Genomic DNA, 15794 nt, shown 5'->3' with positions numbered 1-15794 from the left:
AAAAAGCGCAGGGTTTGCCGGTCGCTTTCAAAAACACTTCGTGGCCACTCTCCGTTAACCTGAAGGCATTCGATAGCCGGGCGGATCTGCCTGGCTGACCATGCTGTTCAGGAGGGGGAGGTGCCATGACCATACTATCGGCCACGCTAGTAAAACGCCTGGAAGATCCGCGCCTGTTTCGCCAGTACGCGTATGTGAACGGTAAGTGGGTCCATGGAGAGGGCGGCCGTGAGGAAGCGGTGGTTGACCCCGCGACGGGTGACGTCATCGGCCATATTCCCCTGCTGGAAGCCGAACAAATTACCGCCGCAGTGGATGCCGCCGAAGCGGCATTCGTTCACTGGCGGGCGCTGCGCGCCGATGAGCGCTACGAGCGCCTGCTGGCGTGGTACGACCTGATTCAAGCCAACCGCGAAGACTTGGCCACCATCATGACGCTCGAGCAGGGTAAGCCGCTGCCGGATGCCCGTGGCGAGGTCGAGTATGGCGCCAGCTTCGTGCGCTGGTTCGCGGAGGAGGGCAAGCGCACCTACGGCGAGACCATTCCCAGCCACATTCCCAACGCATCGCTCGGCACCATCAAGGAGCCGGTGGGCATTGCGGCGATGATCACGCCCTGGAACTTCCCGCTGGCGATGATCACGCGTAAAGCCGCCGCTGCGCTGGCGGCTGGCTGCCCGGTGATTGTGAAACCGGCCAACGAAACGCCATTTTCGGCGCTGGCGCTGGCTGAACTCGCCGAGCGTGCGGGCATTCCAGAAGGTATCTTCAACGTCGTGCTGGGCGAGCCTGCGGAAGTCTCGAAAATTCTGTGCGGAGAGCCGCGCATCCGGGCGCTTTCATTCACTGGTTCCACCCGTGTTGGCCGCTTGCTCATCGAGCAGAGCGCCAACACCGTAAAGCGGCTTTCGCTGGAGCTGGGCGGCAACGCCCCCTTTATCGTCGGGCCGGATATGGACCCCAAAGAAGCGGCCTACGCCGCCGTGGCCGCGAAGTTCCAAACCTCCGGGCAGGACTGCCTTGCCGCGAATCGTATTCTGGTACACGAATCCATTCACGATGAGTTCGTTGCCCGGTTCACCGAGCGCATGGCGGCACTCACCGTAGGCAACGGCCTGCACGGCGAAGTGGATCTTGGTCCTCTGATTCACCGCCAAGCGGTCGAAAAAGCGGCTGCGATTGTGGACGATGCCATCTCTAAAGGGGCCACCCTGATCGCGGGTGACCAAAGCCAAGCGCCGGGCGACAACTTCTTCATGCCGGTACTGCTGATCGGTGTGACGCCAAAAATGAAGGTATGGCGGGAAGAGAACTTTGCCCCGGTGGCCGGCATTACCGCTTATAGTAGCGACGACGAAGTCATCGAAATGGCCAACGACACCGAGTACGGCCTGGCGGCGTATATCTACACCCATGATATACGCCGCATCTGGAAGCTGATGCGTGCATTGGAGTACGGCATGGTGAGCGTCAACTCGGTGAAAATGACCGGGCCGCCCGTGCCTTTCGGCGGCGTCAAACAGTCCGGCCTTGGCCGTGAAGGTGGCGCGACGGGGATCGATGAGTATCTGGAAACGAAGTACTACTGCCTGGGCGCGCTGGGATCGGTATCGGGGAGCTAGCGCGGATAGTGTCGCAGTCGAGGCTGGTTAAGCACTAAGCGAACCGTCTTTTTCAGGGATGAAAAAGCCGAGCGCCCAGGGACGGGTTTACAGCGTGTTCGCGTGTGCTTAACCAGCCGTTCAGCCCGCAATATTTTAAGTGCCGCCCCGCTGATCGGGGAGGTTTATCGTACAGAGAGAGCATTATGAGCTTGCATCAGGATCTGATTGAACGCGACCGCAAAGTCACCTTCCACGCCTCTACCCATCTGCGTGATTTTGCCCATGGCGATGCGCCGGGCCGCGTGATTACCGGCGGTAAAGGCATCCACATCGTGGACAAGGATGGCCGCGAGTTCATCGATGGTTTTGCGGGTCTTTACTGCGTCAACATCGGCTATGGCCGCACCGAAGTGGCGGAAGCGATTTACAAGCAGGCGCTGGAACTCTCCTACTATCACACCTACGTGGGCCACTCCAACGAGCCGCAAATCGAGCTTTCCGAGCGCGTGTTGAAAATCGCAGGCCTCAACATGTCCAAGGTCTACTACGGCATGTCGGGTTCTGATGCCAACGAAACCCAGCTCAAGATCGTGCGTTACTACAACAACGTGCTGGGCCGCCCGCAGAAGAAAAAGGTCATCTCGCGCATGCGCGGTTACCACGGCTCAGGCATCGCGTCTGGCTCGCTGACTGGCCTGAAGGCGTTCCACGACCACTTCGACCTGCCCATCGATACCATTCGCCATACCGAAGCGCCGCACTACTACCTGCGCGCCGCCGAGCAGCACGGCATGACCGAGCTCGAATTTTCTGCCTACTGCGCGGACAAGTTGGAAGCCATGATTCTGGAGGAAGGGCCGGACACCGTGGCTGCCTTCATCGGCGAGCCGGTGCTCGGTACTGGCGGTATCGTGCCCCCGCCGGAAGGCTATTGGGAAGCGATTCAGCCGATACTGGACAAGTACGACGTGCTGCTGATTGCCGACGAAGTGGTGTGTGGATTTGGCCGTACCGGCTCCGACTTCGGCAGCCACCACTACAACATGAAGCCTGACCTGATCACCATCGCCAAAGGCCTGACCAGCGCCTATCAGCCTCTTTCAGGTGTGATCGTTGGCGACAAGGTGTGGAAAGTGCTGGAGCAAGGCACCGGCGAATTCGGCCCCATCGGCCACGGCTGGACCTACTCCGGCCACGCCCTGGGCTGTGCTGCTGGCCTGGCCAACCTGGATATCATCGAGCGTGAAAACCTGGTGGGCAACGCGGCAGAAACCGGCGCTTACTTCCAGCAGCAGCTGAAAGCGACCTTCGAGGGTCACCCGCTGCTGGGCGACGTGCGCGGCGTTGGCCTGATGGCGGCGCTGGAGTTTTCACCGGATGCCAAACAGCGCCTGCACTTCGACCCCGTGCTGAAAGTCGGCCCGCGCGTCGCGGCGGCGGCCATGGAGGAGAACCTGATTGCCCGCGCCATGCCCCAGGGCGACATCCTCGGCTTTGCGCCGCCGCTGACCATCAACCGTGGCGAAGTGGACGAGATGATTGGCCGTGCCAAGCGTGCCATCGACCGAGTCACTGATGAACTGGTGCGCTCTGGCGATCTGAAAACCGGCCAGCAGGAAGCCGCCTTTACCGTATAAGTTCAGGCCTGCATTGCTTAAACACCGCTGCCTATGGCAGCGGCGTTTTGGTTTGAATAGCCGCGTTGGGCCAAAACTGGCTCAGGACGACAGGGCGATAAACTCGCTAAGCTGTAGCAGTGCGCCAGGAGATGGATTGAACCAGGACTGTCGTTAGCGCATGAGCACACGCTTGACATCCTCCCCTCCCTCAGCTTGCGCTGCCGTCTAGCGACGGAAAGGAAGGGGATTCCCAGGTTGTTACCTTCCTGGTTTCTGCTTCCAAGACGATTGCCCGAGGGAATGGCTTGGTTATCGCCGTAAAAGTCCCACAGTGGGGATTTTTACGGTGGCGAACCAACTCATATCCCCCAGGTCTCACATCGTCTCCACAGACGTAACTTTCCGAGTGCCCCTCGGTAGGTCGTGTCGACGTGAGTAGTATAGCACTGTGCAAATCATCAGCAAGGGCATCCTGCGGATGCCGCGCTATCCATCCGCTCACTAAAAGTAAGCGGTTTTTCGCGCTGATTGATAATGGTCGTTGTTCCATCATCAGGATGCTTGATCATGTCGAAGAAAATCTACTGTACCGCCAGCTTCAAACCCAAGCCCGGCAAAGAAGAAGCGGTCTTCAAGGCGCTGCAAAGTCTTGAGCCCAACGCCCATCGTGAAGATGCTTGCCTGCTGTACACGGTGACTCGCCAGATCGATAACCCGTTTGCCCAAGGCACCAGCTACCCCATCGTGTTTCATGAAATCTGGGCCAGCCGTGAGGAGTTTGAAGCGCATTGCCAGCGTAAAGAGATCCAGGAGTTTTTCGCTCAGCACGTCGAGTCGCCGGATGGCGACATCGAAGACGCCAACGTATGTGTCTACACCGATGAGCCGTGGAATTTCGACGCCCCCAAGGTGTTATGAGTGCACAACGTGTAGAATAGCCCCGCGAACGAGAGCGACTACGGAGCCAACATGACCGAAAAAAAGATGAACGTCGAAAGCTTTAACCTGGACCACACCAAAGTGAAGGCACCCTATGTGCGTCTGGCCGATATCAAGGAAGGCCAGCACGGCGACCGTATCCACAAATACGACCTGCGTATCTGCCAGCCCAACAAGGAGCACATGGAGATGCCCGCGCTGCACTCCCTGGAGCACCTGATGGCGGAGTTGTCGCGCAATCATACCGATAAAGTCGTCGATATCAGCCCGATGGGCTGCCAGACCGGCTTCTATATCGCGTTGATCAACCACGACGATTACGACGACGTACTGTCGATCATCGAGCAGACGCTCAACGACGTCTTGACCGCTACCGAAGTGCCTGCCTGCAACGAAATACAGTGCGGCTGGGCCGCCAGCCACAGCCTGGAAGGTGCCCAGGAACTGGCGCGTAACCTGCTGGCCAAGCGCGGTGAGTGGACTGAGGTGTTTGCTTAAGCAGCCTTGAGTCGACTCAGCATGCAGAGCGCCCCATCTGGGGGCGTTCTAGTGTGAGTTTGAGAAGCTGAGGGCAACTAGCGATGGGTTGATGAAAATGGGGTTGAAACGGCCTTGAGAATGATGTGCTGCCCCAGTTGCTCTGGCAGTACCCGAGCTGAGTAGTCGCCCTCTATTTCTTGACAGATCTCTCGATATGCGTGCAATTTAGGACCTTTTTGTACCTTCGGAGCCTGACTAATAAACACCATATCGTCAGGGTTATGGCCAGAAGCTTTAAGGCGGCGTAAATGCGCTAGCCACTTATCGCCCTTCTCAATAATTTTGCTGGCATCATCCAAATCAAAGCTGATGGGTTTAATGGCCTGCCGTATGTGCGCGCCTTCCTGCCAGACAAACGGCAACTTTACACGCACGATATCATTTCCTAGCGTTTGCTCTGTGTAATGACGGTTCAACGATTTTAGCCATTGCGTGACATCTTTGGTGAGCTGCTCTTCTGGTGATGCTACGTGCTTAAAATCATGATGAACATAGCGGTTGAATAGTTCATCTAGCGCTGCTTGTGGATCCTTTGCGGCTAGCGTGCCAGGCCTGCTAAAGCGAAACATGGCTTCACGAGGCTCTATCAAATCTTTGAAAATGCGCAGCTGCACCTCAGGTTGGGCTTGGTGTTGATTGGCTAGATCAACCGTCCTCTTGAGCTCTGTGACGAAATGTTGGCGTGCCTGAGTAAACACTTTCGCTGGCAGTTTATCGAAAAATTGTGTGATGCGTTTTCGAGCAACGGTTTCAACGCGTTGCAGGAACACACCGTTATTGCAGAGCATGATGACTCCCAAGTTCGCGAACTCGCCCGTGTCCAGGTAGGGCTGAAAGCGCAGCACTGCATAATTACAAATAATGGCGCTCATATCAGGCTCCAAAAGGAAGGGTCGCGTAACCGTGCTAATAGATTGAAGCGCTCTGCCAGTGAGGGATATATCTCTGAGGTGGCATCGTCTATGTCGTAATAGATCCACTCTAGAGGAATCGAATCAATGATCATATCCCAATCGTTCAGGGCCGCGTCAAGCACCGCCTCGTGGCGTGCCCGCACCTCCAGGTCCGCAAAACAGGCACGCTGATGGCTAAATACATGATTTTCAAAATCGCCGTTAGCGTCGATAGGATCGAAAGCTAGATTATGATCAATCACCACCAAACCGCTCATTGAGCTCCATAGCAGGTTGACGTTGCCACCTTGAGCGCTCAGGCGACGATCCTCATTGTTAACCCACATATCGAATAGCAAAAGCCGCTGCTGTGTCACTTCATCGACTTCTGAGATTTGTGAAAAAAGCAGATCCTGACTATGCGAAGCGACCTTGGAGGCAAATGCCAGCCCACCCTTCAGGTCGTCGGCGCGAGGTTCCATGGAAAAATCTAGCATGCCTGCCGGAAATCGCATCAAAGCGTACTCAGCGATGGGTAATTCACACCGCCGTGCCAATTCAGCGCAAATAAGCTCAGCGACCAATGACGGCTGGCCAACGCCATTGATGCCTTTGACCACGTACTGTTCGTCCATGACATCACGCACAATAAATGGCTGCGTGCGGCCTTGAGTTGATTGGCGCAGAATTTCCTTGGCTTCTACGATGCGGGGCTTTTCCATCATCACCTCACCAGCCGCCAGTGTTCGTTTTCTTGCTGTGCCTGGCCGAGTGTATCGCGTGGCACGCGACTCGGGTGGCAAGGACTCTGGGCCAAGCGGTTTTAATCTTGGGGGCTGTTGGAATGCTTACCTCAGCTCCAGTGCTTAGCAGCTTGATTTGGGCACGAGAGGTTTCCGTGTCAAACATCAGCAAGCATCCTTTCAGGCAGGGGTTTAACCACGTTAAGTGGGGTTAGATAGTAGCATGCTTGAAGGCTGATAAAAGAAGTATGACGCGAGGGGGTGCACGTCCCTGTGCATGAAAACGTTCTACTCAAATATGCGTGTCAGCAGCCAGTTGCTCGATGGAGTAGGCGACATCGCGGGCGTCTTGCAGGATCTTGTTGACGATAGCATCGATTTCGCTGACGCTGGATTGACTGGCTTTGCCTTGCTGAATCACCTGCTGCATAGCTTGGGTCGTGCGCTCTACCAACTGGCTGTTCTCCTTCAAGACACGGGTAATTTGTTCGGTCGTTTTCTTGGCCTCGTGAACTCTTCCAGTCATCGTTTTTCTCATTAATTCAAGCGCATAGTTAGTATGCTACCAATGAGAATGTTAATGCTTATTGTTTACATAGTGTTTGTTATTTGGTATTTTGTTGCAAATAACAAAACGCCCTATCCCTTCTAGTGGAACGCAAAGGGCTGGCACACGACGACTTAACACCTGCCAAGGGAACGCATCATCCCGGCTTATTCATGAGGCAGGCCTGAAAACGAAGATAGCGGATGGTATTCTCTATAAAAATCAGTGCATTCCGCCAAGAATCTGATTCAAGAGGACCATCCGCTATGGGTGAAAGCATATCTCCCTGGATTCCGACCTGCAACGGATCTATACGCGTTGAGCTCGACGGCCAACGCACCACCAGCGACAGCGGCGCTTTGCTGCTGCGTGAAGCCCTCGACAACAGCGGCCTGATCGACGCGCTGGAGGATAACTTGGTCGATAGACGCAACCCACTACGTATCCGTCACTCCCTGGCCAGTCAGCTGCGAACGCTGGTGCTGCAGCGCGCGATGGGCTGGATCGACCTCAGCGATACCGACACGCTGCGCCGTGACCCGCTCTGGCAACTAGCCTGCAGCGATGCGCGCGGCATGACGCCATTGGCTCAAGATCGGCCCTCTCAAGCCACATTATCGCGGCTGCTGAGCTGCCTCGGTCGTAACGACAATATCGATGCCGTGCACGAAGGCCTGCTGCGACTGGTGGTCTGGCGTCTGACCTCGCTGGAGAAGGGCAAACGCCCTCATCAGCTGACACTGGACATCGATGGTCTGCCGATTGAGGCTCACGGTCACCAGGGCGGCTCGGCCTTTCATGGTCATTACGGTGCGCGGATCTACTCACCGCTGGTCGCCTCGCTAGCCGAAACCGGCGATATGGTCGGCGGGCTACTGCGAGAGGGTAACGCTGGCCCGGCAGAGAACGCCGACACCTGGATCCCGCATCTGGTGCGGCGACTCAACGAGAGCACCGGCGCCCAGGTGCGAGTGCGCATCGACGCTGGCTTCACTGACAATGCGACATTGGAGGCCTTGGAAGAGCGCGACATCGAGTACCTGGGTCGGCTGCGTAGCCATACAGGTCTGCAGAAGCTGGCAGCGCCCTATCTCAAGCGACCGAGTGGCCGACCACCTGAGCAGCCTCGTGAATGGTGCCATGACCTGGCGTACCAAGCCGGCACCTGGCCGACGCCAAGGCGCGTGGTACTGGTGGTCCAAGAACGTCCCGATGACCTACTGCTGCATGCCTTCTTCCTGGTCACCAACCTCGGCAAGTTCGACTGGCCGCCGGAGAAGGTCCTGGCGCTCTACCGCAAGCGCGGCAGCGCCGAGGCGCACATGGGCGAGGTGAAGTCGGCGCTCGACCTGCACCTCTCGTCGACCGATCGCGGCGCCTCCACCGTTCAGAACGTGATGGCCCGCAACGAGGTGAGCCTGCTGCTCAGCCTCTACGCCTACCAGGTCCTGCATGGCCTGCGCTGCCTGCTGGAGCGGCAGACCCGGCAAGGCTGGAGCCTGAGCCGGATGCGCGAGCAGGTGCTCAAGGTCGCCGCCACGCTGAGGCTGCACGCTCGGCGAATCACCGTTCATCTGGGTGCCGCCGCCGACAAGTGGTGGCCAACGCTGCTGAAGGGGTTGCCGAAGCTGACCGCACTGAGCTGATACACGGTTGATATCACAGCCGATCCAAGCGCAAGGCGGCCATCACGATGGCTGGCGATCACGGCTGCCCTGATGGCCGGAATCGATTACTGAAGGTTATATAGCAACAAAGAAACCGTACTATTTGGGTATATATCGGCAGGTACTCACACCGCAAATACGGCTGCTGGGAGTCGGTGCCAGCAACCTGGGGCTTCGCGATGCTCAATCAGCATACTCATGAATAAGGCGGGATCATGCTAACGACCAGAAAAAAGACGCTCTCCAGCGCTATTCATATTCACGCCGAAGGTGGCTCTCGGCAGCGTGGCTCGCTGCACTTGCGCAAATGGCTGACGGCCAGCGCTTGCCTGCTGGCCACGGTGGGTAGCCATGCTCAAGCGCAAAGTAGCGAATCAGCGACGTCGGCGCTCGATACGGTGACCGTGACCGGTTATCGAGGCACCTTCATGGATAGCGTCCAGTATCAGCGGAGCATTCAGGAAACCCCACGCATCGTGACGGTATTGACCAGTGATCTGCTGGAAGATCAGAACGTGACAGACCTGCGAGATGCGCTGCGAAACGTGTCGGGCATCAGTCTTCAAGCAGGGGAGGGAAATCCCCCGGGCGGTGATCAGTTAAAGATTCGCGGCTTCAACGCGCGTGATGACCTCAATGTGAATGGCAGTCGCGACCTGGGAAACTACTTCCGTGATCCTTTCTATGTAGAGCAAATAGAAGTGATCAAGGGGCCGAACTCCGCCTTCTCCGGGCGTGGTTCGGCAGGGGGCACCATCAACTTCGTGACCAAGCAGCCTCTCATGGAGGACCGCAATCGTATTGAAACGTCCGTGGGCACGGATGACCTGTTTCGTCTGACAGGTGACTTCAATCGGCGTATCGATGATAACAGCGCGCTGCGCCTGAACCTGATGCACCACACCCAGGATGGGCATGGGCGCGACGTGGTCGAACAGGACCGCCATGGCGTCTATGCCGCTTACGTCTGGGGCTTGCAAGAGGATACGCAGGTCGCAGTGGATTTCTTGCACACACGCCAGAACAATATTCCTGATCAGGGCATCCCCATCGACCGTGAAGGCTACAGTGGTGACCCTGCCAACCTGGCGAGTAATGGCCGCACGCCCAGTGGTCAGCGCGCTGGCGATGGTTACTATACCGGCAGGGTGCCGCCGGGGCTCGACTACAGCAATTTCTATGGGCATGTCGACGACTATCAGAAGATCAATGTCGATCAGCTAGGCGTGGCGGTGGAGCACTATGTCAGCGACCGTTTGAGTCTGCGTAACCAGTTTCGTGCCAGTCGAGTCGAAAACGACTCCATTACCTCGTCGCCACGTATCAAGGTGCCAGCCACTGCCTGGGGAAGCGGCGATTTTTCACAGGCCCAGGTGCAGGGTGACCTGAAGCCGCGCGATCAGACGGATACGTCGTTTTTCAATCAAACCGATGTACTACTCTCGTTTGATACGGGCCAGATAGGCCACGATCTTGTGTTGGGAGCAGAGGTTGGCTACGTCGATATCAAGAATGACCGCCGTCCTGATCAAAGTGGCCCGCGTACATCGCTCTTCGATCCAGAACCTCGTGTCCGCCCCGTGGCTTACTATGATGGCACTCGGCATCGGCTGGAGTCGGAGCAGGTAGGGCTCTATGCGCTGAATGTGGCGGCCTTGTCGCCCCAGTGGGACCTGCACACGGGGATTCGCTGGGATCATGTCAAATCGACGGCCACGGACACGGGGTACGATGACCCCATTGGCCCCGTTTCACGCTCGGATAGTGAGTGGAGCGGTAATTTGGGGCTGGTGTTCAAACCCACTGAAAATGGTACCGTTTACGCCTCGGTGGGCACGTCGTTCGACGTGACGGGCACTTTCGACCGTGGCCTGGTACAGCTGGCCGGTGGCGGAGATGCCACCCAGGGCGGCCGCGAAGACATCATCGATGCGTCTGCTTTCGATACGGATCCCGAGCGTACGATTGCCTACGAACTGGGCACCAAGTGGACTGTCGCCGATAACCTGTTACTCAGTGCTGCACTGTTTCGCACTGACAAGACCAGCGCCCGCACACCGGCTCAAGGAGGGGGCGACCTGTTGCAGGTACTGGATGGTGAACAGCGCGTGGATGGCTTCGAGATAGGGGCCATGGGCAGCCTGACGCCTGACTGGGATTTGTATACCAGCTACACCTACATGGACTCTGAAGTACGTCGCTCCAATAACCCCTGGGAAGTGGGCTCCAGCCTGGGCGGCACCCCGCGTCACTCTTTCAATGTCTGGTCCGACTATGACGTCACCTCGCGTTGGAGCATTGGTGGAGGGATGGAGCACGTGGCTAGCCAGACCAGCAGCGTGGCGTCGGAACCCGGCGCACGTCGGCGTCAGGTCGAGATCGATGGCTACACCCTGTTCCATGCGTCGACGGCCTACCGCTTTACCGAGGAGCTGCAGCTGCGCATCAATGCGTTTAACTTGGCCGACAAGGCGTATATTTCCCAGCTGGCCGAGGGAGGCGCGCAAGGTATTCCGGGACCAGGCCGACATGCCATTGCGACCCTACGCTACGATTTTTAAGAGCGAGCATCATGATTGTCAGTTTCCACGATATTCTGACACCTGATGAGCTGGCGGCAGTGCGCCGCCAGCTACAGCTGGCAGAGTGGGCCCGCGGCATCAGTGCAGGCCCCCAGGCCAAACAGGTGAAGAAGAATATGCAAATCCCGGAAGGATCCGAGGTCTTGCGAGACCTGCGTGTCCTCATCATGCGCGCGCTCAATCGGACGCCAGAGCTCATGAGCGCGGTCATGCCTTTCAAGATCATTCCGCCCAACTTCAATCGCTATACGGTCGACGATAGCCACTATGGAAAGCATGTCGACAGTACGTTGCGCTCGCTGCCCGACGGTAGCTACCTGCGTACGGACGTGTCAGCGACCTTGTTCTTGTCCGACCCTGACGAGTACGAAGGCGGGGAGCTCAGGATCATCGACACTTTTGGCGAACAGTCCATAAAGCTGCCTGCGGGGAGTTTGGTCACTTACCCCTCGGGGTCGCTGCATGAGGTCACCCCGGTGACCCGGGGTGAGCGGTTGGGGTGCTACATGTTCATGCAAAGCCTGATTCGGGACACGGAGCAACGCCGCCTGCTCTATGAAATGGACAACGCACTGCGCGTCATGCGGGCAGAACAGGGCGAGCAGCACGCGCAGCTGGTAGCCCTGACGGGAACCTACAACAACCTGGTCAGAATGTGGTCCGAATGTTGACGCCCGGGCCCGAGACCATCTCCTGAGTGACAAGCCGTGCAGAGGGGCTCGCGACTGTTTCGATGAATTGCCGACCTGTCAGGGTCGGCTTTTTTAGTTGGGCCTCTATCAGGCAGGGTCGATGGTCAGCAGTAACCGTTTTTGACCCTCTTGGAGGGCGGGGCTTCGATGCACCAGGCCATGCTGTTCTGAACCTTCCCAGGCGCTGCCCTTGATCAAGGCAATATCGCCGGGTTCCAGCCGCTGTATGGCGTTCTCATCCAGCACGATCTCGGGGCGGTCGGGGTGCGGGGCGCCCAGTCCTTGTCGGTTGACCGCGTCATTGGGCAGCCACTCGCTGCCCGGTCCTGAGTAGGTGCACACCAGTCGTACCCCCAGGTTATCGCAGTGAAAGCGGGGGCACATGGCCGCCGTGAGCAGGCGCAGGCGAATACCGACGCTGTCGGTATCGAACAGGTAGGCAATGGCCTGGGCAATGGTCGCCACATCTTCCACCAGCGCATCGCCTGCCTCAGGGGAGGGCAGCTTGCGTTTTAGGTCGGCCATGAAGGCTTCTTCCGGCGCTCCCAGCCAGGCATAGTGCCAATCGCGGGTGGTCTGAGACTGTGCATTGGCGCTTACTGCCAGCTCGGCGGGTAGCTTGCGCTGAAAAATGGCAATATTGATAGGTGCTTCAAAAATCTGTGGCAGGACGCTGATGTCATGCCCTTGGGCGGCATGAGAGGGTAGAGGCTGGGTCGGCGTTGAGAGCAACGGCGTCATGATGGGCTCCTCGGTAAAATCTGTTTGTGCTCATGTTGATATGTTATAACATATTTCTAATGAGTGGCCACAGAGGGCAAGGGGCTTCCCTTCGGTGCCCGCCAAGACACGCAAGAGGTTGCCATGCATGATACGACGCTGATCCCCGTCAACGTCCTGACGGGCTTTTTGGGCAGTGGCAAGACCACGCTGCTCAATCGCTGGGTTCGTCAGGCCTCCATGCGCAATACGCTGGTGGTGATCAATGAGTTTGGAGAAATAGGGCTCGACCACCAGTTGCTGACCCATAGTGATGAGCAGGCGGTCGTCGAGATGAGCAGCGGCTGCCTGTGCTGTACGCTGCGGGGCGACTTGAGCCGAACCTTGCAACAGGCCCTCGACGCTCAGGCCGCGAAAGGCAAGCCTGCCCCTGAGCGTGTCGTGATCGAAACCACTGGGCTTGCGGATCCTGCCCCGTTATTGCAGCTCATGATGACGGACCATTGGCTGGCGCACCGCTTTCAGCTCGATAGCGTGATCTGCTGTATCGATGCCGCCAACGGTGATGCCACGCTGCGCACCCATCGCGAATCCCAGCGCCAGGTGGCCGTGGCTGATCGGCTATTGATCACCAAAACCGATCTGGTCGATGAACATCATCTCTCGGCACTGGCCAATCAATTGGCCACGCTGAATCCGGCGGCTGAGCAGTGGCAGGTGCTATCCGGCAACCTGAACCCTGAACTGCTGGTAGGCGCCGGGCTTTATCAAGCGGGTACAGGTCGATATCGCGTGGAAAGCTGGCTCAAGTCGGCGAGCTATCACACCACCTTGCTGGCCAGTGGGCAGCCGGAGGATTCTGGTAAGCAGCAGAGCCTCGCTCCCCTGGCGCCGCCCGCTGCGTCGGCGCATCACGACGATCAAATCAAGGCCTTCTGCTTCAGCGTAGAGGAGCGCATCAGCCCGGAAGCATTGGAGAGCTGGCTGGATCTGCTGATGGCCATGATGGGCGACAGAATGCTGCGCATGAAAGCCATCGTGCATCTGCAAGATCGAGACACACCGCTGGCGCTGCATGGCGTGCAGCATATCTTCCACCCACCGGCGTCGTTACCTGCCCACAGCGTCAGCGATCAGGTCTCCCGGTTCGTGTTCATTACCCATAACGTTTCCCCGGACACGGTGCGTCAGCTATATATGTTTTTCAACGCGAAAGCGGACAGTGTGGCTGTATTGTCTTAGCTCAAAAAGTTCTATAGTGAAGGGCGATAAAGTCATATAAGGTATGAAAACCGGATACCCTTACTTGAGGAGCCACCATGTCACTACGTATCAATGCCGTTGTACCTGACTTCGAAGCGGAAACCAGCCAGGGACCGATTCGCTTTCATGAATGGATAGGCGATAGCTGGGCGATTCTGTTTTCCCACCCCAAGGATTTCACTCCTGTCTGCACCACTGAGTTTGGCGCGGTGGCTACCCTGAGCGCTGAATGGGAAAAGCGTGGCACCAAGGTGATCGGGGTGTCTGTGGACGGTGTCGAGGATCACAAGCGCTGGGCGGGCGATATCGAGACCGTCAGCGGCAGTGCTGTGAGCTTCCCTATCATCGCCGATGAAGGGCTCAAGGTCTCCAAGCTGTTCGACATGCTGCCGGAAGACGCCTACTTGCCCGATGGCCGCACGCCTGCCGATAGCGCGACGGTGCGCTCGGTTTTCATCATTGGCCCGGACAAGCAGCTGAAGCTCTCGATGACCTACCCGATGACCGTCGGACGCAATTTTGCCGAGATCCTGCGCGCGCTGGATGCTCTTCAAACCACCGCCAAGCACGGCGTGGCCACGCCTGCGGATTGGAGTGTAGGGCAGGATGTCATCATTCCTCCCAGCGTTTCCAATGAAGATGCTCAGCAGAAATTTGGTGAATTCGACGCGGTACTGCCGTACCTGCGTAAAACCAAACTGCGCTAAACCGTAGCACGCCCCGCCAGCCTGAGCTGGCGGGGTAGCTCAGCTCGCTTCGAGCGCGAGTCGCTCGATCGAGTGAGATACGCTTTGCGCTCCCTGCAATATCTCGTTAACGATCGCCTCGATCTCCTTCACGCTGTTCTGGCTATTCTGGCCCTGTTCCACCACCTGCTGCATATTTTAATAATTATCAATGATTGATCTGCTCCACCAGGGCTTGAGCAAAGGTCGACGTCGTGCCAGTGCCGCCCATGTCGGGGGTGATCATGTCTCGGCGGGTTTCGAGTACCGCACGGATGCCGTTGCGAATGGCGTCTCCTTTTTGCTGCATGCCCAGGTGGTCCAGCATTTGTGCTGCTGCCAGTAGCAGCGCACAGGGGTTGGCCATGTTCTTGCCCGCAATGTCGGGCGCAGAGCCGTGTACGGCTTCGAAGATAGCGGCTTTTTCACCGATGTTGGCGCCTGGGGCGAGCCCAAGCCCACCCACGAGCCCGGCGCACAGGTCCGAGAGAATGTCGCCAAACAGGTTGGTGGTTACCACTACATCGAACTGGTGCGGGTTCATGACCAGTTGCATGCAGGCGTTATCCACGATCATTTCCTGAAACTCGATCTCGGGATACTCACTGGCGACTTCCCGGGCTACGTCCAGAAACAGGCCGGAGCTGGTCTTGATGATGTTGGCCTTGTGGACAGCCGTCACCTTTTTACGCCCGTTCTGTTTCGCTAGCTCAAAGGCGTAACGCACGATTCGTTCGGAGCCCTGGCGGGTCACCTTGATCACGGAAAGCCCGGTATTGCCGTCGTCCACCATTTCCTGGCCATCGGAGAGGTAGGCACCTTCGGTATTTTCCCGCACGGTGATCATGTCGATGCCATCGTAGCGTGAGCGCGTGCCGGGAAAACTGATGGCCGGGCGAACGTTGGCATAAAGGTCAAAATGACGGCGCAACTGAACGTTGATGGAGGAGAAGCCCTTGCCAATCGGCGTTGTCAGCGGCCCTTTCAGGGCGATACCGTGTTTCTCGATGGCATCCAGCGATGTTTGAGGCACCAGCGTGCCGTGCTTCTCGAGCGCGACCAGTCCCGCATCGATAAATTCATAGGTCAGCCCGCACTCCAGGGCCTCCAGCACCTTCAGGGTGGCGTCCATGATTTCGGGGCCGATGCCGTCGCCTTTGATCACTGCTACTGTCTGGCTCATGTGCGGATCCTCTCGTGAAGTGGTTGAAAAAGGATGAAGAACAGGCGGCAGGCCTGCCGATTGAGTGCCATGGTAAG

14 protein-coding genes are annotated in these 15794 nt (G+C 57.6%); 9 read left to right on the top strand and 5 right to left on the bottom strand.

Features of this window, described 5'->3' with window-relative positions; all coding sequences use genetic code 11:
* Positions 1-125 precede the first annotated feature (125 nt).
* The 4 genes from RVM27_RS05065 to RVM27_RS05050 all read left to right on the top strand — a co-directional run bounded on the left by RVM27_RS05065 (position 126) and on the right by RVM27_RS05050 (position 4660).
* On the top strand, positions 126-1622 hold the full coding sequence (locus tag RVM27_RS05065) for an NAD-dependent succinate-semialdehyde dehydrogenase (RefSeq protein ID WP_498957521.1): 1497 nt from the start codon (positions 126-128) through the stop codon (positions 1620-1622).
* A 185-nt stretch (positions 1623-1807) separates the two neighbouring features.
* Complete coding sequence (locus RVM27_RS05060; protein WP_498957520.1) at positions 1808-3241, top strand: aspartate aminotransferase family protein; 1434 nt, start codon at positions 1808-1810, stop codon at positions 3239-3241.
* Between the two features lie 549 nt (positions 3242-3790).
* Entirely contained in the window at positions 3791-4141 is a 351-nt protein-coding gene (locus RVM27_RS05055) for a putative quinol monooxygenase (protein ID WP_498957519.1), read from the top strand.
* Between the two features lie 51 nt (positions 4142-4192).
* Positions 4193-4660, top strand: a complete 468-nt coding sequence (locus tag RVM27_RS05050; protein WP_081136182.1) for an S-ribosylhomocysteine lyase — start codon at positions 4193-4195, stop codon at positions 4658-4660.
* A gap of 77 nt (positions 4661-4737) precedes the next feature.
* Here RVM27_RS05050 and RVM27_RS05045 read toward each other — a convergent pair whose 3' ends face one another.
* From RVM27_RS05045 to RVM27_RS05035, 3 genes are all read right to left on the bottom strand, one after another.
* Positions 4738-5574 carry a DUF3037 domain-containing protein gene (locus RVM27_RS05045; RefSeq protein WP_218314427.1) on the bottom strand — a complete coding sequence of 279 codons (837 nt, stop codon included), beginning with the start codon at positions 5572-5574 and terminating at the stop codon, positions 4738-4740.
* Entirely contained in the window at positions 5571-6317 is a 747-nt protein-coding gene (locus RVM27_RS05040; RefSeq protein WP_100732353.1) for a HipA family kinase, read from the bottom strand. The genes RVM27_RS05045 and RVM27_RS05040 overlap by 4 nt, the downstream gene beginning before the upstream one ends.
* A gap of 313 nt (positions 6318-6630) precedes the next feature.
* Positions 6631-6864, bottom strand: coding sequence for a hypothetical protein (locus RVM27_RS05035; protein WP_498957518.1), 234 nt, complete (start codon positions 6862-6864; stop codon positions 6631-6633).
* A gap of 287 nt (positions 6865-7151) precedes the next feature.
* Here RVM27_RS05035 and RVM27_RS05030 point away from each other — a divergent pair, with 287 nt between their 5' ends.
* From RVM27_RS05030 to RVM27_RS05020, 3 genes are all read left to right on the top strand, one after another.
* A complete protein-coding gene (locus tag RVM27_RS05030; RefSeq protein ID WP_498957517.1) occupies positions 7152-8531 on the top strand; it encodes an IS1380 family transposase in 1380 nt (459 codons plus the stop codon).
* Between the two features lie 236 nt (positions 8532-8767).
* Positions 8768-11113 carry a TonB-dependent receptor gene (locus RVM27_RS05025; RefSeq protein WP_498957516.1) on the top strand — a complete coding sequence of 782 codons (2346 nt, stop codon included), beginning with the start codon at positions 8768-8770 and terminating at the stop codon, positions 11111-11113.
* 11 nt (positions 11114-11124) lie between these two features.
* Positions 11125-11805, top strand: coding sequence for a PKHD-type hydroxylase (locus RVM27_RS05020; RefSeq protein ID WP_498957515.1), 681 nt, complete (start codon positions 11125-11127; stop codon positions 11803-11805).
* Between the two features lie 108 nt (positions 11806-11913).
* Here the strand turns inward: RVM27_RS05020 and RVM27_RS05015 are convergent, their stop codons facing one another.
* Positions 11914-12567, bottom strand: a complete 654-nt coding sequence (locus RVM27_RS05015; RefSeq protein WP_016916278.1) for a DUF1826 domain-containing protein — start codon at positions 12565-12567, stop codon at positions 11914-11916.
* Positions 12568-12690: 123 nt separating this feature from the next.
* Between RVM27_RS05015 and RVM27_RS05010 the strand changes: the two genes are divergently transcribed.
* Together RVM27_RS05010 and RVM27_RS05005 are read left to right on the top strand one after the other, a co-directional pair.
* Complete coding sequence (locus RVM27_RS05010) at positions 12691-13788, top strand: CobW family GTP-binding protein (protein WP_498957514.1); 1098 nt, start codon at positions 12691-12693, stop codon at positions 13786-13788.
* A 77-nt stretch (positions 13789-13865) separates the two neighbouring features.
* Positions 13866-14516 (top strand): peroxiredoxin, encoded by a 651-nt coding sequence (locus tag RVM27_RS05005; RefSeq protein ID WP_081136178.1) that lies wholly within the window; start codon positions 13866-13868, stop codon positions 14514-14516.
* A gap of 187 nt (positions 14517-14703) precedes the next feature.
* Here the strand turns inward: RVM27_RS05005 and RVM27_RS05000 are convergent, their stop codons facing one another.
* Entirely contained in the window at positions 14704-15717 is a 1014-nt protein-coding gene (locus tag RVM27_RS05000; protein WP_498940356.1) for an isocitrate dehydrogenase, read from the bottom strand.
* Positions 15718-15794: the final 77 nt, after the last annotated feature.

The sequence above is a fragment of the Halomonas sp. KM007 genome (genome assembly GCF_050709225.1).
GTDB lineage: Bacteria > Pseudomonadota > Gammaproteobacteria > Pseudomonadales > Halomonadaceae > Vreelandella > Vreelandella hamiltonii.
Note: the sequence above shows the minus strand (reverse complement) of the source record. Positions and strands in the feature narration are given on the sequence as shown.

Excerpts from the sequence above, each read along its gene's own strand:
- RVM27_RS05010 (WP_498957514.1), top strand. The coding sequence starts at position 12,691 with ATGCATGATACGACGCTGATCCCCGTCAACGTCCTGACGGGCTTTTTG.
- RVM27_RS05030 (WP_498957517.1), top strand. The coding sequence starts at position 7,152 with ATGGGTGAAAGCATATCTCCCTGGATTCCGACCTGCAACGGATCTATA.
- RVM27_RS05005 (WP_081136178.1), top strand. The coding sequence starts at position 13,866 with ATGTCACTACGTATCAATGCCGTTGTACCTGACTTCGAAGCGGAAACC.
- RVM27_RS05045 (WP_218314427.1), bottom strand. The coding sequence starts at position 5,574 with ATGAGCGCCATTATTTGTAATTATGCAGTGCTGCGCTTTCAGCCCTAC.
- RVM27_RS05055 (WP_498957519.1), top strand. The coding sequence starts at position 3,791 with ATGTCGAAGAAAATCTACTGTACCGCCAGCTTCAAACCCAAGCCCGGC.
- RVM27_RS05040 (WP_100732353.1), bottom strand. The coding sequence starts at position 6,317 with ATGGAAAAGCCCCGCATCGTAGAAGCCAAGGAAATTCTGCGCCAATCA.
- RVM27_RS05035 (WP_498957518.1), bottom strand. The coding sequence starts at position 6,864 with ATGACTGGAAGAGTTCACGAGGCCAAGAAAACGACCGAACAAATTACC.
- RVM27_RS05050 (WP_081136182.1), top strand. The coding sequence starts at position 4,193 with ATGACCGAAAAAAAGATGAACGTCGAAAGCTTTAACCTGGACCACACC.
- RVM27_RS05000 (WP_498940356.1), bottom strand. The coding sequence starts at position 15,717 with ATGAGCCAGACAGTAGCAGTGATCAAAGGCGACGGCATCGGCCCCGAA.
- RVM27_RS05060 (WP_498957520.1), top strand. The coding sequence starts at position 1,808 with ATGAGCTTGCATCAGGATCTGATTGAACGCGACCGCAAAGTCACCTTC.
- RVM27_RS05025 (WP_498957516.1), top strand. The coding sequence starts at position 8,768 with ATGCTAACGACCAGAAAAAAGACGCTCTCCAGCGCTATTCATATTCAC.
- RVM27_RS05065 (WP_498957521.1), top strand. The coding sequence starts at position 126 with ATGACCATACTATCGGCCACGCTAGTAAAACGCCTGGAAGATCCGCGC.
- RVM27_RS05020 (WP_498957515.1), top strand. The coding sequence starts at position 11,125 with ATGATTGTCAGTTTCCACGATATTCTGACACCTGATGAGCTGGCGGCA.
- RVM27_RS05015 (WP_016916278.1), bottom strand. The coding sequence starts at position 12,567 with ATGACGCCGTTGCTCTCAACGCCGACCCAGCCTCTACCCTCTCATGCC.